General features: G+C 74.1%; 22 protein-coding genes and 1 riboswitch. Of the genes, 12 read left to right on the forward strand and 10 right to left on the reverse strand.

Annotated elements, in window-relative coordinates:
• Positions 1–141 precede the first annotated feature (141 nt).
• On the forward strand, positions 142–2088 hold the full coding sequence (locus ACIPSC_RS00280) for a thiamine pyrophosphate-binding protein (RefSeq protein WP_400821870.1): 1947 nt from the start codon (positions 142–144) through the stop codon (positions 2086–2088).
• A gap of 209 nt (positions 2089–2297) precedes the next feature.
• Positions 2298–3191 (forward strand): SDR family oxidoreductase, encoded by an 894-nt coding sequence (locus ACIPSC_RS00285; RefSeq protein ID WP_400821871.1) that lies wholly within the window; start codon positions 2298–2300, stop codon positions 3189–3191.
• Positions 3192–3357: 166 nt separating this feature from the next.
• Here ACIPSC_RS00285 and ACIPSC_RS00290 read toward each other — a convergent pair whose 3' ends face one another.
• The 3 genes from ACIPSC_RS00290 to ACIPSC_RS00300 form a co-directional block, all read right to left on the reverse strand.
• On the reverse strand, positions 3358–4416 hold the full coding sequence (locus tag ACIPSC_RS00290) for an AraC family transcriptional regulator (RefSeq protein WP_400821872.1): 1059 nt from the start codon (positions 4414–4416) through the stop codon (positions 3358–3360).
• A gap of 277 nt (positions 4417–4693) precedes the next feature.
• On the reverse strand, positions 4694–5194 hold the full coding sequence (locus ACIPSC_RS00295) for a hypothetical protein (protein ID WP_400821873.1): 501 nt from the start codon (positions 5192–5194) through the stop codon (positions 4694–4696).
• A gap of 74 nt (positions 5195–5268) precedes the next feature.
• Positions 5269–6324: a hypothetical protein gene (locus ACIPSC_RS00300; protein ID WP_400821874.1), complete on the reverse strand. Its 1056-nt coding sequence runs from the start codon at positions 6322–6324 to the stop codon at positions 5269–5271.
• Positions 6325–6623: 299 nt separating this feature from the next.
• On the opposite strand from ACIPSC_RS00300, the gene ACIPSC_RS00305 reads away from it, so the two are divergent.
• Positions 6624–6947 (forward strand): antibiotic biosynthesis monooxygenase family protein, encoded by a 324-nt coding sequence (locus ACIPSC_RS00305; RefSeq protein WP_400821875.1) that lies wholly within the window; start codon positions 6624–6626, stop codon positions 6945–6947.
• A 104-nt stretch (positions 6948–7051) separates the two neighbouring features.
• On the opposite strand, the gene ACIPSC_RS00310 is transcribed toward ACIPSC_RS00305, so the two are convergent.
• Complete coding sequence (locus ACIPSC_RS00310) at positions 7052–7930, reverse strand: hypothetical protein (protein ID WP_400821876.1); 879 nt, start codon at positions 7928–7930, stop codon at positions 7052–7054.
• A gap of 731 nt (positions 7931–8661) precedes the next feature.
• Between ACIPSC_RS00310 and ACIPSC_RS00315 the strand changes: the two genes are divergently transcribed.
• The 6 genes from ACIPSC_RS00315 to ACIPSC_RS00340 all read left to right on the forward strand — a co-directional run bounded on the left by ACIPSC_RS00315 (position 8662) and on the right by ACIPSC_RS00340 (position 12154).
• Positions 8662–9171 (forward strand): hypothetical protein, encoded by a 510-nt coding sequence (locus ACIPSC_RS00315; RefSeq protein WP_400821877.1) that lies wholly within the window; start codon positions 8662–8664, stop codon positions 9169–9171.
• A gap of 13 nt (positions 9172–9184) precedes the next feature.
• Entirely contained in the window at positions 9185–9793 is a 609-nt protein-coding gene (locus ACIPSC_RS00320; protein ID WP_400821879.1) for a hypothetical protein, read from the forward strand.
• A gap of 354 nt (positions 9794–10147) precedes the next feature.
• Positions 10148–10429 carry a hypothetical protein gene (locus tag ACIPSC_RS00325; protein WP_400821881.1) on the forward strand — a complete coding sequence of 94 codons (282 nt, stop codon included), beginning with the start codon at positions 10148–10150 and terminating at the stop codon, positions 10427–10429.
• A 94-nt stretch (positions 10430–10523) separates the two neighbouring features.
• Complete coding sequence (locus tag ACIPSC_RS00330; protein ID WP_400821883.1) at positions 10524–10718, forward strand: hypothetical protein; 195 nt, start codon at positions 10524–10526, stop codon at positions 10716–10718.
• A 382-nt stretch (positions 10719–11100) separates the two neighbouring features.
• The gene (locus tag ACIPSC_RS00335; RefSeq protein WP_400821884.1) at positions 11101–11523 is read left to right on the forward strand and encodes a hypothetical protein; all 423 of its coding nucleotides are present in this window, start codon (positions 11101–11103) and stop codon (positions 11521–11523) included.
• Between the two features lies 1 nt (position 11524).
• Positions 11525–12154, forward strand: a complete 630-nt coding sequence (locus ACIPSC_RS00340; protein ID WP_400821886.1) for a hypothetical protein — start codon at positions 11525–11527, stop codon at positions 12152–12154.
• A gap of 21 nt (positions 12155–12175) precedes the next feature.
• Here ACIPSC_RS00340 and ACIPSC_RS00345 read toward each other — a convergent pair whose 3' ends face one another.
• From ACIPSC_RS00345 to ACIPSC_RS00370, 6 genes are all read right to left on the reverse strand, one after another.
• A complete protein-coding gene (locus ACIPSC_RS00345; protein WP_400821888.1) occupies positions 12176–13111 on the reverse strand; it encodes an ECF transporter S component in 936 nt (311 codons plus the stop codon).
• On the reverse strand, positions 13108–14721 hold the full coding sequence (locus tag ACIPSC_RS00350; protein ID WP_400821889.1) for an ABC transporter ATP-binding protein: 1614 nt from the start codon (positions 14719–14721) through the stop codon (positions 13108–13110). The genes ACIPSC_RS00345 and ACIPSC_RS00350 overlap by 4 nt, the downstream gene beginning before the upstream one ends.
• Positions 14718–15842 (reverse strand): CbiQ family ECF transporter T component, encoded by a 1125-nt coding sequence (locus ACIPSC_RS00355; RefSeq protein ID WP_400821891.1) that lies wholly within the window; start codon positions 15840–15842, stop codon positions 14718–14720. The genes ACIPSC_RS00350 and ACIPSC_RS00355 overlap by 4 nt, the downstream gene beginning before the upstream one ends.
• A gap of 139 nt (positions 15843–15981) precedes the next feature.
• Positions 15982–16680 (reverse strand): SCO2322 family protein, encoded by a 699-nt coding sequence (locus tag ACIPSC_RS00360; protein WP_400821893.1) that lies wholly within the window; start codon positions 16678–16680, stop codon positions 15982–15984.
• Between the two features lie 128 nt (positions 16681–16808).
• A complete protein-coding gene (locus ACIPSC_RS00365; RefSeq protein ID WP_400821894.1) occupies positions 16809–18107 on the reverse strand; it encodes a prenyltransferase/squalene oxidase repeat-containing protein in 1299 nt (432 codons plus the stop codon).
• A gap of 113 nt (positions 18108–18220) precedes the next feature.
• Positions 18221–18285: riboswitch (cobalamin riboswitch) on the reverse strand.
• A 336-nt stretch (positions 18286–18621) separates the two neighbouring features.
• On the reverse strand, positions 18622–19185 hold the full coding sequence (locus ACIPSC_RS00370; protein WP_400822467.1) for a TetR family transcriptional regulator: 564 nt from the start codon (positions 19183–19185) through the stop codon (positions 18622–18624).
• A gap of 473 nt (positions 19186–19658) precedes the next feature.
• Between ACIPSC_RS00370 and ACIPSC_RS00375 the strand changes: the two genes are divergently transcribed.
• From ACIPSC_RS00375 to ACIPSC_RS00385, 3 genes are all read left to right on the forward strand, one after another.
• Positions 19659–20969 carry a glycosyltransferase family 4 protein gene (locus ACIPSC_RS00375; RefSeq protein WP_400821896.1) on the forward strand — a complete coding sequence of 437 codons (1311 nt, stop codon included), beginning with the start codon at positions 19659–19661 and terminating at the stop codon, positions 20967–20969.
• Between the two features lie 200 nt (positions 20970–21169).
• Positions 21170–21913, forward strand: a complete 744-nt coding sequence (locus ACIPSC_RS00380; RefSeq protein ID WP_313763482.1) for a class I SAM-dependent methyltransferase — start codon at positions 21170–21172, stop codon at positions 21911–21913.
• Positions 21910–22989, forward strand: coding sequence for a prenyltransferase (locus tag ACIPSC_RS00385; RefSeq protein ID WP_400821897.1), 1080 nt, complete (start codon positions 21910–21912; stop codon positions 22987–22989). Before ACIPSC_RS00380 ends, ACIPSC_RS00385 begins: the two co-directional genes overlap by 4 nt.
• Positions 22990–23036 lie beyond the last annotated feature (47 nt).

Consider the following 23036-nt stretch of genomic DNA (forward strand, 5'->3'; position numbering starts at 1 on the left):
GCGCGGAGCGGGGCGGGACGGCCGGCCGGACCGGTGGGGACACGGGGACGGCCGGCTGTTCCGGCATGCACGGGAAACGACGGGGAGGCCGGCCGGACCGGCCCGACGGGGGACCAACGGGGAGAGAAGGCAGGGGGAGAGATGGCAGGGGCAACGACGACAACGGGGCCGACGACAACGGGGCCGACGACGGCGGCGGGGCCGACGACAGCCGGGACGACGACCGGGGCCGCCACGGCGCCGGACCCGGCCGGGTCGACCGCGGCGACGGTCGCCGACGCGCTGGTCACGTCGCTGCGCGACTGGGGCGTGCGGTACGTCTTCGGCGTCAGCGGCGCCAACATCGAGCATCTGCACGACGCGATCCACCGCCTCGGCCGCGGCCGGCTGGCCTCGGTCCTGGCCCGCCGCGAGGACGGCGCCGCGTTCATGGCCGACGGGCACGCCCGGGTGCACCGCACGCTCGGGGTCTGCTGCTCGACCTCCGGCGGCGCGCTGGTCAACCTGGCGGTCGGACTGGCCGAGTCCTACGCGGAGTCCGTCCCGGTGCTCGCGCTGGTCGGACAGCCACCGCAGGCGCTGGCGGGCAAGGGCGCGTTCCAGGACGGCTCCGGCATCGGGCGGACGGTGGACTCCGCGCTGCTGCTGTCGGCCGTCACCAAGCGCACCGTGACGCTGACCGACCCGGAGCGGCTCTGGGACGAGCTGGCGGAGGCGGCCCGCACCGCCCTGTCCGGGCGCCCCGGCCCGGTGGCCCTGCTGGTGCCCCGGGACGTCTTCGAGCTGCCGGTGCCCGAGCGCCCGGCCGACTGGCCGTCCGCGCCCGAGGAGTTGGTCGAGCGGCCCGAGGCGGACGAGGACGAGGTGCGGGCCCTGTTCGACGCGCTGCGGGAGGCACAGCGGCCGGTCGTGCTGCTGGGCCACGGCGTGCGCCGCAGCGCGGACCGTGACGCGGTGGCGGAGTTCGTCCGGGAGGCGCGCATCCCGGTCGCCACCACGATGTCGGCGCGCGCCGAGTTCTCCAACTCCGACCCGCTGTTCCTCGGTGTGGCCGGTGTGGTGGGCCACCCCTCCGCGCACGCCGCGGTGCGGGACTCCGACCTCGTCGTGGCGATCGGCGCGGGCCTGAACGCGATGACCCGGGGCCCGCTCGGCGATCTGCGCGGAGAGCGCCTCGCGGTGGTCAACATCGACCCCGGGGAGGCGTCCCGCGCGGCCTCACCCGGGCTGGTGGTGCGGGCGGACGCCGGTGCGGCGGCCCGGCGGCTCCTTGAGCTGCTGCGCAAAGAGCCGTTCCAGGCCGAGGAGTTGGCGGGCTACCGGCGGACGAGGTTCCGGCCGCGGCTGGCCCCCGGGCTCGACCCGGCGCCGGCCGGCGGCGGCCTGCTGCAGAGCGAGGCGATCGCCGCGCTGACCGCCTGGCTCCCGGCCGAGGGGCACCTGGTGCTGGACGCGGGCAACTGCGCGTCCGCCGCGATCCACCTCAGCGACGTCCCCGACGGGGCCAGCTCGACCATCGCGCTCGGCGCGGGCGGCATGGGCTACAGCCTCGGTGCGGCCGTCGGCGCCCAGCTGGGCTCCGCCGCCGGCGCCCGCACCGTGGTGATCCTCGGCGACGGCGCGTTCCTGATGAACGGCCTGGAGGTGCACACCGCGGTCGACCTGCGGCTGCCCGTCCTGTACGTGGTCTTCAACAACGCCATGCACGGGATGTGCGTGACCAGGCAGCAGACCTACTTCGACTCCCGGATCGAGTCGGTGCGCTACGCGCCGGTGGACATCGCCACGGTGGCGCGCGGCCTCGGCGGCCCGGACCGCCTCTGGGTGGCGAGCGCCGACAGCCGGGAGGAGCTGGACCGGGCCCTGGCCGAGTACGCGGCCCGGAGCGCCGCGGCCGCCGACGGGACCGGCCTGCCGGGGCTGCTGGAGCTGCGGCTCACCCGGGAGGAGGTGCCCCCGTTCACGCCGTTCCTGCCGCTCGACGAGCCGACCTACTACGTCGACGAGGCGGCGCCGGCGGCCCCGGCGGCGGTCACGGTGCCGGCACCGCGTTCGGCGGCGCCGGGCCGGGCGGGGGTGTCGGCGTGAGCGGAGGCTCCGGTGGGGGTGCCGGCGTCGGGACCGCGGAGGAGAACGACGCCTTCCTGGCGGCGATCGCCGACGTGCTCGCCTGATCGGCCCGAGGACCGGAGCCGATGTGAACCGAACTGAACCGAACTGAACCGGTGTCGACCCGACGCGATCCCGCGGGCGGTCGGCTCACTCTGCCGTGAAACTGTGAAGGGAAGGAACGAGGAATGACTGTTCTCGTCATCGGTGCGACGGGGTTCCAGGGCGGTGCCGTGGCCCGGCTGCTCGCCGAACAGGGCCGGCCGGTGCGCGGCTTCGCCCGGAGCGCCCCGACCGCGGACAAGGCCGTCCCCGGTGTGGACGTCGTCACCGGCGACCTCGGGGACGCGGACTCCGTGCGGAAGGCCTTCGCGGGCGTCACCCACGCGTCCGTCGTGATCCCCCAGGTCTACGACCGCGACACGGTGGTGCGCTTCGCGCGGAACGTCGCCCGTGCGGCCCGCGAGGAGGGCGTCGAGCGGCTCGTCGTGAACGGCAACACCCGCGTCCCCGCGCAGCGCACCGGGTTCACCGGCTTCGAGACCCGGCGGGAGGCCGAGCAGATCCTGCTGGAGTCGGGCGTGCCGACGACCGCGCTGCGTCCGCCGATCTACCTGGACAACCTCTACAGCCCCATCTCCGGGCCCGCGCTGGTCAACGGCGGCGTGCTGGCCTTCCCGGTGCCGCCGTCGGTGCGGATCGCCTGGCTCTCCCACGAGGACCTCGCCAAGGCCACGGTGGCCGCCCTGACCACCGCCGACCTCGCGGGGGAGACGGTCGACCTGGGCGGCGCCGAGCTGCTGACCGGCCCCGAGCTGGCCGAGCGGTTCACCGCGGGCCTGGGCCGTGAGGTCCGCTACATCCCGCTGCCGCCCGAGCAGTTCGAGGCCGGGCTGGCCCAGGCCTTCGGCCCGGAGACCGCGGCCGGGATCGCCGGCACCTACCGCTGGGTCGCCACCGAGGAGGGGGCCGGGCTGCTGGAGTCCGACCCGGCGGCGGTGGAGTCGGCGCTGGGCATCCGGCTGACCCCGGTGGCCGACTGGATCGCCGCCCGCGACTGGCAGGTCTGGGCGGCGCGCTGAGGCGCGTGGCGGTGTCGTGAAGGGCTGCGGGCCCCGAGCACTCGGCTGCTCGGGGCCCGCGGCCGTCCCTCCCCGAGGGCCCTCCGCCGGCTGGGCATGAGTCCTGCACCGGACCTGCACAAGGCCGGGGCCCGGGCGGGAGCCGGGACAGTGTGCGGTCTTCGGCTCAGGACACCGCGCGGACCGCCGGGCCGTGGAGGCCGGGGCCGCGGTGAGCGGGGCGAGTGTCCCGGTACTCGCCCGGCGGCATCCCGAACCACTTGCGGAAGGCGAGGTGGAAGCCGACGCTGCTGCGGTAGCCGACCGCCTCGGGAATGACGGACAGGGCCCGGTCGGTCTCCGTGAGCAGCCGGGCCGCCTCCCGCATCCGGCGCGCGGTCAGATGCCGGCCGGGGCTCTCGCCGACCAGCTCGCGGAAGGCCGCGGTGAACGCCGTCCGGGACATCCGCGCCTCGCGGGCCAGCCGTTCGACCGTCCACGGCTCCCCGAACCGGCCGTACACGGCGAGCAGCGCGCGGCTGATGCCGGGGTGGTTCAGCGCCCGCATCGCCGGATAGTCGTCGGCCAGGCGCTTCGCCGCCTCGCCGCGCAGCGCCAGCCCGAGGGCCAGCACCAGGGCGGTCTCGAATCCGCGCACGCTGATCAACCGGCGCTCGCCGGGGTCCCCGTCGGGCTCCGCGGACAGCGCGTCCAGCGTGTGGTGCAGCAGCGGCTGCCGCCGGACGAGGCTGCGGTCCAGCACGATCATCGGCGGCAGCGCCCGGTACAGCGCGGACTCGCCGACGGAGTTGTAGGAGAGGCCGCCGCAGAGCATCCGGGTCTCCGGCCCGGGCCCGGGCAGCCGCACCACCCCGAACCCCTCGGACGCCCCGGGTGGCGCCGGGGAGGTCGAGGCCGCCGTGGCTGCCATGGCGCGCTCGGCCAGGACGGTCGGCAGTGGCACGAACTCCCGTCCGGGCTGGTCGCTCAGTGCGTGCGGCGCCCCCCACGGGAAGATCGCCAGATCGCCCTCGCGCAGCACCGAGCTGCGCAGATGGAGTGCGGCGCCGGGCAGTTCGACCTCGTCGGCGAGGGTCGCCCAGCACGAGCCCTCGACGATGTAGTGCAGCACCGCACAGCTCTCGGCCGGGCCACGGATCCCCCAGGGCGCCCGGACGCGCCAGTGGGTGTGGAACGCCCCCTCCAGACGGAGCGAGCCGAGCAGTTCGCCGAGTACGTCGTCCATGAGTCCAGTCCCCCCGGCACAGGCTACTGCGGACGGGGGTTGCTTCTCATTGCGGAAGCTTTAAACCTCGCGGGCGGCGGCCGTGGCGAGGTGACATATCGTCAAATCATTCTCCTCTCAGGTCGATTGCCGCGTCCTGCGCGGCGCCCCCGGCCACGACGACGCCCCCGGCCACGACGACGCCCGCACCACGGCGGGGTGCCGTGGTGCGGGCGTCGTCATGCGCGGGTGGTGCGGGCGGCCGTGAGCGGCGGTCGGCGCGCCCGCTCCGGCCGCGTCAGTCGAGGCGGACCTGGCCGCCCCGGTCCAGGTAGTCGAGCATGCCCCAGGAGGCCTCGTTGTTGCGCAGGTTCGAGGTCAGGTTGCCGCCGCGGCCGGCCGGGACGTAGTTGGCGTCACCGTAGAACCACGGGTAGACCCAGACGCCGATGGTGGAGCTGCTGGCGTTCTCGACGGAGGCGGCGTTGTTGCGCACCTTCTGGCCGTAGCCGGCCGAGCCGTACTGGTCCTTCTTCCAGAAGGTCTCGTCGATCTGGCCGTCCTGGAGGCTGTACTCCATCGCCATCGCGCCTTCGGCGCTCGGCGAGTAGTAGATGCAGAAGGTGACGGTGGCGCCGTTGCTGTCCTGGCAGCGGACCGGCGAGGACCAGGTGCTCCATCCGTTGATCGTGGTGACGGCGGCGTTGGCCTGGCCCGCGCCGGTGAGCATGGTGGTGCCGGCGACGGCGAGGGCGGCCGCGCCGGTGGCCAGACGGCGGCCTGCGGACTTGAGCTTCATCGGTCGATGGCTCCTTCACTGGGTGTGGTGTGTCGGACGGTCCGCGGAATCGGTCCGCGGACCGGGAAAGGTGGTCAGAGGGCGGGCGGCGCGGGGGAGGACCAGTCGTGGTCGAGCAGCCGCCCGAGTGAGCGGACCTCGGAGTCGAGCGCCGCCTTGACGGGCGCCAGGTCCTTCGCGCGCCGGCCGATCGCGACGTTCTGCAGCGTCGACTCGGTGGCGAACCAGATGCCGGTCAGGTTGGTGCGGCGCTTGCAGTCGACGTCCGCCACGGCCTGGGCGATCTCCGCCCCGCTCGGCGCCGGGTCCTTCATCGACGGCACGGCGGTGGGCGCCTGCAGCGGATCCGGCAGGTCGAAGCCGTGCTCCTTCATGCAGCCGGTCCAGGCGGCGATCGCGGCGGTCACCTCCGGGGCGGACTTCGACTCGGTGAAGCTCCCGGACTTGATCTCGGTCACCGTGCCCTGCGGGCCGTTGCCGGGCCCCTGCGGGCCGCCGGCCGCGCCGGGCATGATCCGGTCGAGCTCCGCGAAGCAGCCGCCCTCGGGCAGCGGCTTGCCCTGGTACGAGGTCGCCCGGGTGCCGTGCGCCTGGTCGACGCCGAGCAGGACGGTCCGCGTGGCGGCGGGCAGCGCGGCCAGCGACACCGGTGGCTCGCCCGCGGAGGGCCCGGCGGCCGTCTGGGGCATGTGGTAGCCCCAGCGGGCGGCGGTGTCCGGCTCGGTGATGCCGTAGCGGCGGTTCATCGGGGTGTAGGTGCGGGCGGCCGTGCTGTCCGCCCCGGGCTTGGCCGGCACCGGGTAGTCCAGCCCGTACCGCTTCATGCAGGCGCCGGTGGCGGCCTTGCGGACCCATTCGAACTGCACGGACTGAACCGGCGTCAGCATGTACTCTTCAATGGGAAGATGGAGCTCGTCCACACCGGTGCCGGCCGACGGCGTCGCCACCGGCGTGGTCGGCGGTACGACGATCGGCGCCGCCGCGGGCGGGCCGCCGGCGCACCCGCTCAGCGCGGTGACGGCGGCGAGTGCGGCGAGCGTCGCGAGCATCCCGGTGCCCGGGCCGACGGCGCCCGGCGCGCGGCCGGACGTTCGGCCGCGGGCAGTCCTTCCGCTCCGGCTCAAGGGCATGGCGGATCGCTCCTCGGTTCTGGGGGCTGGGTTCGGCCGGCGCGGCCCGATGCGTCGCGGCACGGCTGGGCCCGGTTCGACGCCGGGCGGTGGCCCAGCCTAGGTGCCCGATCGAGGCCGATCGCCGCGTTCAATCCCCTGGGACGTACCAGAGTTCATCCCATCGCTGTGACCAGCACTTTGAGACGTCGCAAGGCGGTGATTGGAGACGTCTCACGGACGTCGGCGTCAGGTGTAGGAGACTGCTCGCACGAACAGAACCGGGGCTCGCCGAGCCCCGGTCGATGAGGAGGTGCGTCGTGTCCGTCGTGAAGATCAACGTGCTGACCGTTCCGGCCGAGCAGCGGGCGGAGCTGGAGAAGCGGTTCGCGTCGCGGGCCGGGGCCGTCGAGAACTCGGACGGCTTCGAGTGGTTCGAGCTGCTGCGCCCGGTCGAGGGGACGGACCAGTACCTGGTCTACACCCGCTGGCGCAGCGAGGAGGACTTCAAGGCCTGGATGGAGGGCCCCATGCAGGCTGCTCACCAGCGTGGCGGTGAAGGCGAGGCGCCCAAGCGCCCCGCTGCGTCCGGCTCCACCCTGTGGTCCTTCGAGGTCGTCCAGTCGGCCGGCCCCAAGGCCTGACGTGGTGTGAAGGCGGGTCCGCCGGTGATCTCCGCGGTCAGGGTGTCCGCGAAGATCACCGGCGGCCTCAGGAACGAGTGATCATCCGATTGCCGCCGCGCGCGTCACGTGCGGCGGTGGGCGCCCCGGCGTCGGTTGCCGGCGAACATGAGGCAGCCGGCCGCGACGAGTACCGCGCCCGCGGCCGCGGTCAGCAGGGTGGTGCCGTCCGATCCGGTGGAGGCCAGCGACCCGGGGCCGTCGCCGTGTGGCGCCGCCGGGGCGGGGGTCGCGGTGGTGGCGGTGGGCCGGGGTGCGACCGCGGCCGGGCTCGGCGTGGGGCTCGGGCTCGCGGTCGAGGTCCCGGTGGGGGTACTGGTCGGGGCTCCGCTTGGCGTGGGAGCAGGCTTGCGGGTCGGGGCGGGGGTCGGCGTGGGGCTCGCGCTTGCGGTCGGCGTCTGGCTCGGTGCCCGGGTCGGGACGGGAGCCGGGGCCGGGTCGGCGCGGGTCGAGAGGATCACCGCGCTGTACGGCTTGAGGGTGACCCGGCAGAGGCCGTCCGTGCAGCCGACGTGATCCGGCGCCCCCGGCGTGAAGGTGCCGTCGCTTCCGACCGAGGCCCCCTGGATCGTCACGCCGGTCTTGGCGGACAGCGCGGGCGCGGCCATCGTGAGGGACGACACCGTGCCGGTGGAGCCCAGGTGGACGCCGACCGTGGTCGGGGAGCCGCCGAGATTCTCCAGCATCACCCGGGTGGTTCCGTCCCCGTTGCGGACCGCGTGGGCGGCGAGGTCCCCGCCGCCTGCGATCTTGGCTTCGAGCATCTTGCCGACACCCATCTGGTGGGCCATCAGCATGCCGTAGTAGACCGGCGTCGCGGTGAGGTGGTGCGACCCGTCGGCGGTGAGCGGGCTGTAGGCGTTGCCGAGGCTGCCGCTGACGTACTGGCCCGAGAGCCCGCCGTGGATGTTCACGCCGGAGGCGCCGTGTTCGGCTGCGATCATCAGGTAATCGGCGATCCAGAGCGCCGCGGCGTAGCTGTCGGTGACGCCTGCGATGCCGCCGCAGGATATGGAGCACGGCGGGAAGCAACGCGAGGGCCGCCGTGCCGCCCGCGCCCACACCGGCCGGAGCGATCCCGCTGCGCACCGCCCGCCCGTTGGAGCCCACGCCTTCCCGCTGTGCCGCGTGAGGGCCCCGACCCGACGACGCCAACGCTGAGGTTCGAGGGCGGGCCGCGCTGTCCTGCGCCGTTGAGACGCGTCGCTCGGAGCTGACCGCCATGGACCTTCCCGACGGCCAGGTCTTCAGCGACCGGGCGCGGGGTATCCACGTCTTCCTGTCGCCCGATGCGTTCGAGGGAACAGATGCCCCTCACACAACAGAACTCTCTTCTCGTCACACTAAATGGAACTCGAAATTCGGACTGTCAAATTCCAGGACTGCCCGAATTGTGGCGCGGTTTCCGGACTTGGCGTGATGTCGCGCTCAAGTCGACCTCAAATGTTCGGAACTTCCTTGCCTCTGGTTCATCCCCGATGCAAATATCAAGCGTGTTCGGACAGTCCGAACGCGAATAACTTGCCGGATCATAGGAGGGGAAGAAATGCGGAAGAGTGTTTCTCGAATGGCGGGAGCAGTTGTCGGTATGGGAACTCTGCTCGCGTTGGCGGCTCCGCAGGCCATGGCGGCTCCGGCGGCCTCTGTGGGGCCGGTGTCGGCCTCGGAGGCGGCGGTGCAGCTTTCGGCCGGCGCGGTGCCGGAGCACTGGACAATCGACCGCAAGGCGCCGGCCGTGACGCTTCCCGCGCCCAGCGCGGGGCAGGTTGCCGCGTCGCAGGGGGTGCAGGAGGCGACCACGGGCAACTGGTGGCTGCAGGCCCGCAACGGGACGTACCAGGGGCAGACGTGCGGTACGAACCGCGTGGACATGGTCACCGGCTGGGGCCCGATGAACCTGACGCTCACCCAGAGCAGGGCGATCTCCAGCCAGTGGTCGTCGAGCGTGTCGGTCGATGCAGGAAAGGTCTCCGCCACCGTCGGCTTCAGCGTCACGGACACTGCCACCAACACCGAGAGCGGCCAGTGGGCGGTCCCGGACGGCAAGTTCGGCACCCTGGAGGCGTACCCGCTGTTCGACCACTTCACCTTCGACGTCTACGACACCTCGGTCGGCGACCGGTACGTCGGCGGCGGCGATGCCTACCACCCGGTAGGGTACTGCTACAACCACTGGGCGAACTAGGAGAGTTCAGCACATGCGGCGATCGAGCCGGCTTGCGGGCACGGCACTTCTCCTCACGGCCGGCCTCGCGACCGCATGCACGAGCGGCGGCACCAAGCCCCAGGGAAGAGACGAGCCGTGGGCATTGAACGGACTCGCCGCAACGTCGGCCAGTGTGCCGATCCAGCGCAGCATCGACCTCATGCCCACCGAGGGGGCCGCGAAGATTCTCGGGGTCGCCGAGATCTCGGGTACTGACGTGGTCCTGTGGGTGAGAGGCGGGGCCTGCAACGTGGCGCTGCTGCCGGACTCGCTGACCGCGCCGACTGCAACAGCTCCGACATCCGTCGGGTCCCCGAGGCCGACCGGTCACGGTTCCTCCGATGCCCATCAGGAATTTCCCGGGACAATTCTCGACGGGAAATACACCACGGCATCCGCCCGGATGGATCCCTTCCAGTTCGCGACTGTCGGATGCTCCGAAAAGGCAATGACGGTCAAGATAGAAGGGATCGGCGAATCGGCACCCGTGAAGAAGGCCGGTGACTCGCTGCAGCTCTGGCGAGAAGGCTCAAATGCCGTGATCGCCGTCGGCCTCCCCGAGGCCATCCGTGGGCCGGGCCCCGGACACGGCAGCTCCTGACCGCACGTGTGGGTGCCCGGATCTGGCGGGCACCCACACGCGGCGTTGGGGTCAGTCGTCAGGATCTGCCCCGCCAGGTCGGAGGTCGTGCCATCGCCTTCCGCCCGCACGCCCGGCGACGCGGCTCTGAACCATATGGTGCGCTGCTCGGATCTCCCGCGTGTACGGGATGATCAGCTATCAGAGCTGGTAGGTGATGGAAGAAGCGGGCGCGACCGACACGGGCACCGGATGCCGCGCGCCGACCCCAGGGAGGCCGACCGGCGGGCGCTGGAAGGATCCGGGTACCGCCAGGAACCTTCGACGGGGGACACTGGTACCGGTCCCGCCCGCACGAGACGCCCGGAGGACACGGTGAGCGCAGCGCCCCTGCACGGCCACCACGATGGCCAGCAGTCCATCCCGCGCACCCAGGACGCCGTCGCCAACGCGCTGCCGCCGGCGCAGCGGATGGAGTTCTACCGGGAGATGGGCGAGGCCGACATCGAGACGATCGGCGGTGTGCTGAAGCGGTGGTGGCTGCGGGCCCAGCTCTACCGCGACCCGGAGGGCGACCGGATCCACGCCGCCGTCCAGGACGGCACGGCCCCCGGTACCTCCGCCTCCGCGGTCCTGCGCCGTCTCGGAGCCCTGTGAGCGAATACGGCGACTTCCCCGACGACGAGCACGACCCGATCACCCTCTCCCTGTCGTCGAGGACTTCCTGGGCGACCCGGGCACGCCGGCCGACGTGTTCTCCGCCGTCGTGGCGTTCCTGGTCGACCTGCGCGAGAACGCCTTCCCCCACCTGAGCATGCCGGTGCCGGGCCGTCCCGGGATGCACTCGGCGCCGCTGCGCCGGGATCTGGGGCTGGTGGAGTACGCGGTGAACGAGGCGGAGGAGCCGCCGCGGATCTACGTCTCGCGGATCCTGCGCGCGGACTGAGCGGGCAGGGGCCTGACCCGGAGGGCGGCCCCTGCTACTGCGGTGTGCTGTGCGCCCGCCGGAGTGGTGGTCGTGGGGGCTACGCGGCGGGCTGCGAGGTCAGAGCGCGGCGGGGTCAGAGCGTCGAGGGCGTGGCCCAGGGCGGCGGACCAGGCCTGGAGCTGGGCCGACGGGCGGCGGGAACGCGCCTCTGCGGACGGCCGGTGGCCATGGCAGGAAGGGTGTGTCCTGCCTGCCGGGCGAGTCGGCCGAGGCGGTGATCACTCATTCGGCCAGCGCAGGGCATCCGGCCTCACTACACTGGGTAGGCCTGACTGGCAGTCAGGTAGTGTCCCGGGGCCTCCGGCCCCTTGAGTCGGCGTGGGCCGAGTGGAGGAGCGCAATGCCGCACTGGCAGAGCTTCCTGTGTGGAGCTGTGGGCGGTGGGCTGATCTTCCTCGTCTCCCTCTATCGCCACCTCCAGACCAGGCGACAGTGGCCTTGGCTGGTCAAGAACGGTCCGACATTCGGCATCTACCTCACCGGCGAGCTGATTCGTATCATCCTGGGCGCATTCGTTGCGTGGGGTCTGGCTGCGTCGGGTCCACTCGGAACGTTGGGCGCGCTGATGGCCGGGGCGGGTGCCCCGGCGATCCTCGAACAATGGCAGCGCATGGGTCCGCAGGTGGCGGCTGCCGGCCAGCAGGACGGCGACACTCCCGCCAGGACTCCCCGCCAGGCCACCAGGACGTCGCGTGGGCGAAAGCCCGTGGCGGATTCCCCCGAGGGCCTGTCCACATCGACGGTATCTGAAGGTGGTGCGTGAAATGGCTGCGAAGCTCTCCGATGCCCTGGCAAGGCGAGGACCCGGCTACGAACTCGACACCGCGGACAGCTGGTCCACGCCGCGGAACACTCGCATCGGGCGTGTCCTCGACGCCGCCACGCACAGCGGTCCGGGCTATTCGCCGGCCTCGGCGCAGGAACTCCTGGAGAACCTCACCGCAGAGCGGCAGGCCAAGGCGCACCTTGCCGAGTTCCTGGTGGAGTCCGTCAAGAGACTGCTCGCGTTGCAGGACCACATGGAGGGCCGGCACTCCGGTGATGCCCGGACGTGTGAATTCCATCGGGGCAAGTTCCAGGAAGGGCTCCGCGAATTCTCCCTGTTCTTCGACGCCGAGTTCCAGTCGATCCTCCGGGAGATGAGGGAGAGTGCGGGCCCGCTCGACCTCCGGCAGCGCTACCTGATCGCGCGGTTCTCCAAGCTGCACCGGAAGACGAGTGCGCTGATCAGGGAACTCGAAGACGAACTGAAGAAGCAGGAGAAGGCCCCCGACTGCCGCACCGTCCGGACTGCCGGGGCGGCAGGCCGAGTCCTTCCCGGCCACGGTCCGGTGAGCACGACTCGGCAGGTGAACCGTTCACTGGCGAGCCTCTTGAACGCGGCGGTCAGATGACCGTGCACGTCCCTGCGGTCGTCAGGGCGAATCGTGGGGGTGCGCCCCGGGCTGAGAATCGGCGCGCACCGGCGGGTTGAACGTGGCCGGGGCGTCGAAGGCGGCGCGGCGGGTGGCCCGGCGCAGGGCGCGCAGGACGGACGTGCCGAGGGTGAGGCAGAGGACGACGGTGAGCGCCGCCCGCGGGAGGTCCCAGCCGAGCGAGGTGGCCAGGCAGTAGGCCGCGAACCGGACCAGGTTGGCGCTGACCGGGTCGCCCGGGACGAACGAGATCGAACCGGCGAGGCCCGCGATGTAGGGCCAGCCCTGGAGGTTCATGATCGTGCCGTAGAGGACCGAGGCCGCGGCCCCGTACCCGGCGAGCATGACGAGCTCGCCACGGCCGCGCAGGGTGGCGGCGCCCGGGAGCAGGCCCGCGCCGAGGCAGACCCAGCCCATGGCGAGCATCTGGAACGGCAGCCACGGCCCGACCCCGCCGGTCAGCAGGGCCGAGGCGAACATCGACAGCGAGCCGAGCACGAAGCCGAAGCCCGGCCCGAGCACCCGCCCGGCCAGCACCATCAGGAAGAACATCGGCTCCAGCCCGGCCGTCCCGGCGCCGAGCGGCCGCAGTGCGGCGCCTGCGGCGGCGAGGACGCCGAGCAGGGCCACCGACTTGGCGTCCAGGCCGGGCGCGCCGCCGCCCGCCGAGCGCCCCTCGGAGATCTGGGCGACGACGACGGCGAGCAGGAGCGGCAGCAGGAGGGCGAACAGCCACGGGGCGTCGGTCGAGTGGCCGACCAGCGCGGAGTCGGTGGCGGCGAGCAGCGGCCAGCCGAAGCCGGCCACGCCGACCAGCGAGGTGAGCGCCAGGACGGCGATCGAGCGGCGGCCGAGCGGGACGGGGCGGGCGAGCCGGCGGCGGGTGGCGGTGAGGTCGTCCGCGGCGGGGACGGCCTTCGGGTCGGCGGCGGTCACGACGGCTCGACCTCCGCCAGGGCTCGTTCGACCTGGTGGACGGTGAGCCACGGACCCGGTGCGAGCACCTTGGCGACCTGCGGCGCAAAGGCCGGGGAGGAGACCACGACCTCCGGGGTCGGGCCGTCCGCGACGATCTCGCCGTCCGCCATGATGACCGTGCGGTGGGAGAGTTCGGCGGCCAGCTCGACGTCGTGGGTGGCGAGCAGGACGGTGTGGCCCTCGGCGGCGAGCGTGCGCAGGATCTCGACCAGCCGGGCCTTGGCGGCGTAGTCCAGGCCGCGGGTCGGTTCGTCCAGCAGCACCAGCGGCGGGCGCGCGGTCAGCACGACGGCCAGCGCGAGGGTGAGCCGCTGGCCCTCGGAGAGGTCGCGCGGGTGGGCGGCGTCGGGGACGCCTGGCAGCAGCCGCTCGACCAGGGCGCGGCAGGTGCCCGGGGCGGCGCCCGCGTCGGTGTCGGCGGCGGTGCACTCGGCGACGACGCTCTCCCCGTACAGCAGGTCGCGCGGGTCCTGCGGGACGAGGCCGACCTGGCGGATCAGCTCGGCGGGCCGGGTGCGGTGCGGCGTGCGGCCGCCGACCCGGACGCTGCCGGACGCGGGGGCGTGCAGGCCGACGAGCGTGCCGAGCAGGGTGGACTTGCCGGCGCCGTTGCGGCCCATGAGCGCCGTGATCTCGCCCGCGTGGAGGGCGAGGTCCACGCCGCGCAGGGCCGGCACCGGGCCGCGCCGGACGACGAGGCGGTCGGCCTCCGACACGGGTGCAGCGTCGATCGACGGCGCGGCGTCCGGCCGCAGGCCGTCGAGGCGCGTGCGCAGCGCGGCGGCCTTGCGGCGGGCGTCGCGGACCGAGAGCGGCAGCGGACGCCAGCCGGCCAGCCGGCCGAGGCCGACGACCGGCGGGTGGACGGGGGAGTGGGCCATCACCTCGGCGGGCTCGCCGAGGACGGGCGGCTCGCCGGGGGTCAGCAGCAGGACCTGGTCGGCGTACTGGACCACCCGCTCCAGCCGGTGCTCGGCCATCAGCACGGTGGTGCCGAGGTCGTGGACCAGCCGCTGCAGCACGGCCAGCACCTCCTCGGCCGCACCCGGGTCGAGCGCGGAGGTGGGCTCGTCGAGGACCAGCACCCGCGGATGGGCGGTGAGCACCGAACCGATGGCGACGCGCTGCTGCTGGCCGCCGGAGAGCGAGGTGAGCGCGCGGTCGCGCAGCTCGGCGAGGCCGAGCAGGTCCAGCGTCTCCTCGACCCGCCGCCGCATCACGTCCGGCGCGAGGCCCAACGACTCCATGCCGTAGGCGAGTTCGTCCTCGACGGTGTCGGTGACGAAGTGCGCGAGCGGGTCCTGGCCCACCGTGCCGACCAGGTCGGCGAGGTCGCGTGGCCGGTGCTCCCGGGTGTCGCGGCCGCCGACGGTCACCCGGCCGTGCAGCACGCCGCCGGTGAAGTGCGGGACGAGGCCGCTCACCGTGCCCAGCAGGGTGGACTTGCCGGAGCCGGACGGGCCCACCAGCAGGCAGAGTTCCCCCTCGGGGACGGTCAGGTCGACGCCGCTGAGCGCCGGGGCGGCGGCGTCGGCGTACTGCACGGAGACCTGCTCGAAGGTGATCACGAAACCCTCCGGGGCGGATGCGGGGCGGCGAACGCCGGGACCAGGCCGATCAGGACGGCGAGGACGGCGGCCAGGGGCAGGGCGGGAGCGGTCGGCGGCACGACGGTGGGGGCGAAGGCGGCCGGGTCGACGCCGGCGAGCCAGATCGTCGCCCCGGCCACCGCGGCGCCGGATCCGGCGGTCAGCCACTCGGGCAGCGCCCACGGATCGGGGCGGTAGCGGGTCCGGATCGAACGCCGGCTGCCGAGCAGCAGGCCGGCGAAGGCGGCGGCCAGGCCGAGCAGCAGGACCGGCACGGCCCAGCCGGCACCGCCGGCCGTGAGCAGCCCGTACGCCGCGAGACAGATCCCGAGCAGGCCGGCCAGAGTGAGCGCGGCGGTGGTCCGGGCCAGCGGTCGCGGGACATCGGCGGTGCGGCCGAACCCGCGGGTGTCCATGGCGGCGGCGAGCGCCACCGAACGCTCCAACGCGCCCTCCAGAACGGGGACTCCGACGCTCAGCACGGCGGCGATGCCGCGGTCGGTGCGCCCGCGCAGGCGGCGGGCGGCGCGCAGCCGCCGGACGTCGGCGACCAGGTTGGGCGCGAAGGTCATCGCCACCACGACGGCCACGCCCGCCTCGTAGAGCGCGCCGGGGAGCGTGCGCAGCAGCCGGGCGGGGCTGGCGAGGGCGTTGGCGGCGCCGACGCAGACCAGCAGGGTGGCCAGCCGCAGCCCGTCGTAGAGCGCGGCGAGCAGGCCCTCGACGGTGACCCGGCCGCCGATGCGCACGCCCTGCGCCCAGTCGGGCAGCGGCACCTCGGGGAGGGTGAGGAGGACGTGCGTGCCGGGGACCGGCGAGCCGAGCAGCACGGCGAAGACCAGGCGGATGCCGAGCACCACCAGGCCGAGCCGGAGGAAGGCGCCGTAGGAGCGCGACCACGGCGCATCGCCGCGCCGGGCCGCCACGACGTAGCCGGCGACGGCGGCGAGCAGGAGCAGCAGCAGCGGGTTGGTGGTCCGGGTGGCGGCCGCGCCCAGGCCGAGCGCCCACAGCCACCAGGCCCCGGGGTGCAGCTGGCGGGGGCCGGCGGGCGGGCGCCGGGTGGCGCGGGGCGGGCCGGAGACGCGGGGTTCGGTCACGGGGGAGCGGTCCAGGGTCGGGGTGGGTGCGGGACTGGGCCAGGGGTGGGCCGGATGGTGCCGGTTCCGGAGCAGGAAGTCGGGCGGGCCGACTTCCTGCTCCGGGAGGTCACTCCGGCGGTCGGGAGGTGGGCGCCGCTCAGCGCCGGCGGCGGGCCTGCCAGACCGCACCTGCGGCCAGGGCGGCCACCAGAACGGCACCGGCGATCAGGCCGAGGTCGGGGCCGGCGTCGCCACCGCTCCCGATGCTGCTCCCGGTGGCGCTGCCGCTGCCGTCGGTGGCCTGGGCGGACGGCTGGTCGGCCGCGCCGAGCCGGTCGCCGCAGCCGGACTTCGGGTAGCCGGCGATGGCGCAGAGCAGGCCGTTGGTGTCGTACCGCAGGGGCGGGGCGACGGCGGCCAGCACCTCGGCCGAGGTGGCGTTGGCGGGGACGACGGCGCACACCGTCCGGGGCTCGGGCGGGGTCCCGCCGGCGGCGTCCGCGGCGGTGCCGAAGTCCAGGACCACGGCGACCCGCTTGCGCCCGGACTGTTCCGGCGTGCTGCCGCAGATCGTGGCGAAGTCCCCGGAGCCGCCGGGCCGGGCGGCGTCCCGGCCGCCGTCGGGGCTGACCGCGAAGCGCCACCCGTCCACGCCACCGTCCTTCGGGACGTACACGGCGGGCCCCTGCTGCTGGTACGCCCAGGCGCCGTCGGACCACTTCCAGAACGACCAGTACCGGTACCCGGCCCCGGCTGCCTGGGCCACTGCCGCCTGGGCCGGGGCCGCGGCGAGCATCAGCAGGATCAGCAGCCCGGTGATCACTCCGGCGGCGAACCGGACGACTGCGGGTGCCACCCGCCGGCAGGTCCGCTGCCCGTCCGGCGTCGACGGCTCACCCGCCACGCCCGGGTGGGAGGCTGCACCCGGGCCGGACGCGACGCCCGGGCCGGCCGTGGCGTCCGGCCCGGGGGTGGCGGGGCTGGTCACAGCTTCGGGCCGCGCTTGCGCTGGAGGCTGAGCACCAGGCCGCCGCCGATGCCGATCAGCAGGCCGATGCCGATCAGCCACCACTGCCCGATGCCGCCGTCCTTCTTCTCCTCCTTCGCCGGGGCCGACGACGGCGCGGCGGTGGAGGCGGCCGAGGTCGCCTTGGGCGCCGGGCCGAGGGCGGTCAGCTGCGCGACCAGGTCGCCGCCGAACGAGGCCGGGTCGCGCTGGGCGGCCTGGGCGACCAGCAGCAGGGTGGCGGTGGCGGCGGGGCTGGTGCCGCCCTTGGTCCAGGTGCCGCCCTCCTTGGCGAGCCAGTCCACCGCGCCGGCGGCCTGCTGCGGGTGGCCGCCCTGGATCAGGCCGAGCGCGGCCCAGGCGGTGGCCGTGTAGTCGGGGGTCGGGGCGGCGCCCGGGGTGGTCAGGGTGAGGTGCTGGCCGCCCGCCGCGAGCTGCGCGGTCAGGTAGGCGCCGACCGCCTCGGCGGAGTCGGCGCGCGCGACGGTCGCCCCCGCCGGAGCAGAAGCCGAACCCGGAGCCGCGGCCGAACCGTCGCCGCACGCCAGCGCCTTGGGCGCGGCGTCGGTCCGGTTGGTGTTGGTGACCGGCAGCTTCCCGCCGGCCGCGGCCAGCGAGGCCTGGCCGGTGGCGAGCGCGTTCGCCTCGGGCGTGCCGTCCGGCCGGGGCAGGTAGAAGGCGCCGCGCTGGTCGGCGGGGGCGGCACAGCCGAGCTGGAAGAGCGCCAGCCCGTCGAAGGCGTTCTTGCCCGCCTTGGCGACGCCGGCCGGGTCGACCTTGGCGGCGAACAGGGCGTTCACGGCCAGGCCGGTGGAGTTGGCGTCGCCGGGGCCGCCGGGGTTGTAGGACCAGCTGCCGTCCGCGTTCTGGTTGGCCTTGAGCCACTGGACGCCCTTGTCGACGGCGTCCTGGTGCCCGCCGAGCGCGATCAGGGCCTGGACGGCGACGGCGGTCGCGTTGCTGTCCTCGGTCGTGGCGTCGCACGCGGCCGCGGTGTCGGCCCGGAAGGACGGCCAGCCGCCGTCCGCGCACTGCTGGCCGGTGAGCCAGGAGACGGCCGAGTCGGCGGGCGTCACCTTGGCGCCGGCCAGGGCGGTGAGGGCGAGCGACTGCCGCCACACGCCGTCGTAGGTCGGGTCGCCCTTGCCGTACAGGCCCTCGGGGGTGGCGGGGGCGGCGCTCGGGGAGGGGCTGTCGGCGAGGGCCGGTGCGGCGGCGGTGCCGGTCAGCAGCGCAGCGGTCAGGGCGGCGGCGCCCAGGCGGGCGGCGGTGAGCATGGTCGGTTGAGCCTTTCGATGAGCGGTGTGGTGGCCCGTGGGCCGATCCGTAGTCCTCGACGGTGCCGGGCGCTGCTCCTGCCCGGACTGGCCGCTCGCTTCGCCCCGGGCACTCCGACTCGCCCGGCCGTCCGGCGCCGGGCTCACGGTTGCGGGTCAGTGCCGGATTCGCACCGGCTTTCCCCGGAGGAGAAGCGGGATGGAGTTGTCCTGCCCGTCGACTCTAGCCGCCGCGCGGAGCCCGTCGGACCGGCGTGGGCGAGAACACGTTCCACTTGCGGACCTGCGCGGGCCGGGCCGCCGGTGCGGCTGCGGCCGCGGGGGCGTTCGGGCCCCGCCCGGGCGGCCCGAGGCACGGGGGACGGGCGGCGGACGGGCGGGGAGACCCGGCGCAGACCCGGGGGAGAGCCGGCGGGGACCCGGGGGAGACGCGGTGGAGGAACGGAGCGCGGGACGGCCCCGAACCAGCACGGGAAAGCCCCGGCGGAGCGCGGCTCGGCCCCGGCGCGCGCCCTCAGGGCAGGGTGAGCAGCTGCGCCGCCGTGTGCAGGTCGGCGCGGACCTCCGCGATCGAGGCCCGGCCGGACAGCCACGACACCAGGGCCGAGTGCCAGGTGTGCTCGATCACCCGGACGGCGGCACGCTGGCTCTCGGTGGGCGGGCCGGACTGGCCGATCGCGTCCAGGATCAACTGCCCGGTGGCCGAGCTCACCAGGTCCACCTCGGCGCTCACCGAGCGGTCGGCGAAGGAGAGCGCCCGGACCATCGCCTCGGCCAGCAGCGGCTCGCGCTGGAGCGCGTGGAACGCCCGGGTGAGCGTCTCGGCGACCCGTGGCGCCGGCTCCCGCTCGGCCGGCGGATGGCGCCTGACCTGCTCCTGGAGGCCCTGGAGCTGTTCCAGCATCACCGCCACCAGCAGGTGCACCTTGGAGGGGAAGTACCGGTACAGGGTGCCGAGCGCGACCTGCGCGCCCTCCGCGACCTCGCGCATCTGCACCGCCTCGTACCCGCCGCGGGCGGCCAGGACGGTGGCCGCGCGCAGGATCCGGTGGCGCCGCTCGGCCTGGCGTGCGGTCAGCGGCGGGTCGGTGGCGAACGACCCGGACGGAGCAGTGGAGGACGACCCGGACGACGGACCGGAGGAGGCCCCGGCCGGCGGGGCCGCCGCCGCCCCGGCCGGGGGAACGGTCGGATCCGCGGCGTCGGCGGCGGAGGCGGCGGTGGGCGCGGGCGTGGCGGACGGCGGCAAGGATGCTCCCGGGGCGCGAGAGTGGCGAGGTGTCCAACATGGTTGCGACGTGGTTGCGAACCGATCCGGATCCGGTCCGGCGGAGCCGCTCCGGCAGGTCCGGCCGGGTGGTCCGGCGTGGCGTGAATCACCAGCCCTGGCGTCTGACGGAATGCTACGGGCCGGTATCTTCGAGGTCTCTCATTGTTCACATGGTCAGTGGTGAACTCCACACCACACTGAAACCTGATCTACTTTAGCGACCGGCAGCTCACCCGGCAGCCGACCGGCAGCACACCTAGCAGCAGAGATGGGGGCCGACGATGACCGCGCAGCCGCTGCGGATCGCCCTGTTGTCGTACCGCGGCGACCCGTTCTGCGGTGGCCAGGGCGTCTACGTACGTCACCTCTCCCGTGAACTGGCCCGGCTGGGGCACCACGTGGACGTGATCGGTGCTCAGCCGTACCCGGTGCTGGACGAGGTGGAGGGCTCCGGCTCGGTCCGCCTGGTCGAGCTGCCGAGCCTGGACCTCTACCGGGCCGACGACCCCTTCCGCACCCCCGCCCTCGCCGAGTACCGCGGCCCGGTGGACGTGCTGGAGTTCGCCACCATGCGCACCGGCGGCTTCCCCGAGCCGCTGACGTTCTCGCTCCGTGCCCGCCAGTTCCTGGCCCGGCACAAGGGCCGCTACGACGTGGTGCACGACAACCAGACCCTCGGCTACGGCCTGCTCGGGCTGGCCCGGCACGGGTTCCCGCTGGTCACCACGATCCACCACCCGATCACCGTCGACCGGCAGCTGGAGCTGGACGCCGCCACCACCCGGCTGCGGCGGCTCTCGCTGCGCCGCTGGTACGCGTTCACCCGGATGCAGCGCCGGGTCACCGCCCGGCTGGACCACATCGTCACCGTCTCCGGCTCCTCGAAGCGGGAGATCGTCGAGCACCTGGGCGCCGCGCCCGGCGCGGTCTCGGTGGTGCCGATCGGCGCCGACACCCGGCTCTGGTCGCCGTCCGAGCGGATCGCCCGGGTGCCCGGCCGGATCGTCACCACCTCCAGCGCCGACGTCCCGCTCAAGGGGCTCGTCCACCTGGTGGAGGCGCTGGCGAAGGTCCGCACCGAGCGGGACGCGCACCTGGTCGTGGTGGGCAAGCCGCAGAAGGAGCAGGGGCCGGTCTCGGACGCGGTGCGGCGCTTCGGGCTGGAGCAGCACATCGAGTTCCGCACCGGGCTGACCGACGAGGAACTGGTCGACCTGTACCGCTCGGCCGAGGTGGCCTGCGTGCCGTCCCTGTACGAGGGCTTCTCGCTGCCGGCCGCCGAGGCGATGGCCACCGGCACGCCGCTGGTCGCCACCACCGGCGGGGCGATCCCCGAGGTGGCCGGGCCGGACGGCGAGACCTGCCTCGCGGTGCCCCCGGGCGACGCGGGCGCGCTGGCGGCCGCGCTGGGCCGGCTGCTGGACGACCCGGAGCTGCGCCGGACCCTCGGCGAGGCCGGCCGCGAGCGGGTGCTGGAGCGGTTCACCTGGCGGCGGGCCGCCGAACTGACCGCGGAGGCCTACCGGGAGGCGATCGCCACCGGGACCGGGCGGCGGGCCCGCTCCGGTCCGGGCTGGCGCTATGTCGCCTGACGGCGCGCCGGACCGTGCTGTCCGCTCCGCGTCGGGCCCGACCCCGACCCCGGCGCAGGCCGCGGCGCCGTTCGCGTCGTCCGGTCGCGACGGCCGGTCCAGGTCGGCTAGGTCGGCCAGGTCGGCTCAGTCGGTCCGGGGCCGGCTCCGGGTCTGCTCGGAGCCGGGAACGTTTGGTACCAAAGGAATGGGAGCCCGCAGTGCTGACCGTTGATTTCTCGCGCTTCCCGCTCGCCCCTGGCGACCGGGTGCTCGACCTGGGCTGCGGCGGGGGGCGGCACGCGTTCGAGTGCTACCGGCGCGGGGCCAACGTGGTCGCCCTCGACCAGAACACCGAGGAGATCGCCGAGGTCAGGAAGTGGTTCGCGGCCATGGAGCAGGCCGGCGAGGCCCCCGAGGGCGCGTCGGCGGTCGCGATCGAGGGCAACGCGCTGGCCCTCCCGTTCGAGGACGAGTACTTCGACAAGATCATCATCTCCGAGGTGATGGAGCACATCCCGGACGACAAGGGCGTGCTCAACGAGATGTTCCGGGTGCTCAAGCCCGGCGGCCTGCTCGCCGTCACCGTGCCGCGCTGGCTGCCGGAGAAGATCTGCTGGGCGCTCTCCGACGAGTACCACGAGGTCGAGGGCGGCCACATCCGGATCTACCGGGGCGACGAGCTGCTCGGCAAGCTCAAGGACGCCGGCCTGGAGCCCTACGGCACCCACCACGCGCACGCGCTGCACTCGCCGTACTGGTGGATCAAGTGCGCGGTGGGCGTGGACAACGACAAGGCGCTGCCGGTCAAGGCCTACCACCAGCTGCTGGTCTGGGACATCGTCGGCACCCCGGTGATCAGCACCCTGACCAAGGCCGCCGAGAAGGCGCTCAACCCGGTCATCGGCAAGAGCTTCGTCGCCTACGCCTCCAAGCCGAACCGCGCTCCGGGCGGGGTGGCGTGACCGCCGCCGTTCCCGAGGTGCTGCTGCTGGACGGGGTGCTCGACGCCGAGCAGGCCGCCGGCACCGTCCGCAGCATCCTCGCGGAGCAGCAGCGCGACGGCGCCATACCGTGGTTCACCGGGCACCACCTCGACCCGTGGGACCACACCGAGGCCGCGATGGCCCTGGACACGGCCGGCGAGCACGCCGCCGCCGAGGCCGCCTACCGCTGGCTGGCGGACCGCCAGAACGCCGACGGCTCCTGGTACGCGGCCTACGGCTACGGCCACGGAGGCCCGGACGGCGAGGTGGTCAACGCCGCCAAGGAGACCAACTTCTGCGCGTACGTCGCGGTCGGCGTCTGGCACCACCACCTCAGCACCGGCGACGACGCCTTCCTGGAGTGGATCTGGCCCGTCGTCCGGCGCGCGCTGGACTTCATCGTCGGCCTGCGGCTGCCCGGCGGGCCGATCGCCTGGCGGGTGGCCGAGAGCGGCGAGGCGACCGACGAGGCGCTGCTGACCGGCTCCTCCAGCATCCTGCACGCCCTGCGCTGCGGCCTGGCGATCGCCGACTACCTGGAGGAGCCGCAGCCCGACTGGGAGCTGGCGGCCGGCCGGCTACGGCACGCGATCGCGCACCACCCCGAGCGGTTCCTGGACAAGGACCGCTTCTCGATGGACTGGTACTACCCGGTGCTCGGCACCGCGCTGCGCGGCCCGGCCGCGCTGGAGCGGATCGAGCGGGAGTGGGACCGCTTCGTCGTCCCGGGCCTGGGCGTCCGCTGCGTCAGCGACCGGCCCTGGGTGACCGGCGGCGAGAGCGCCGAACTGGCCCTGGCGCTCTGGGCGGTGGGTGAGTCCGACCGTGCGGTGGACATCCTGCGCTGGATCCAGAAGCACCTGCGGCACACCGACGGCTCGTACTGGACCGGGTACGTGTTCGAGGACGACGCCATCTGGCCCGAGGAGCGCACCACCTGGACGGCGGGGGCACTGCTGCTGGCCGTGGCCGCGCTCGGCGGCGACCCGGCCACGGTGGCGGTCTTCGGCGGTGACGACCTGCCGACCGGGCTGGTGGTCCAGGACTGCTGCTGAGCGGTCGGCGGGCCGCGTCCCCGTGAGCGGTTGCGTTCCACGGGGCC

The organism is Kitasatospora sp. NPDC090091 (assembly GCF_044747365.1).
In the GTDB taxonomy this organism is placed as follows: Bacteria; Actinomycetota; Actinomycetes; order Streptomycetales; family Streptomycetaceae; genus Kitasatospora.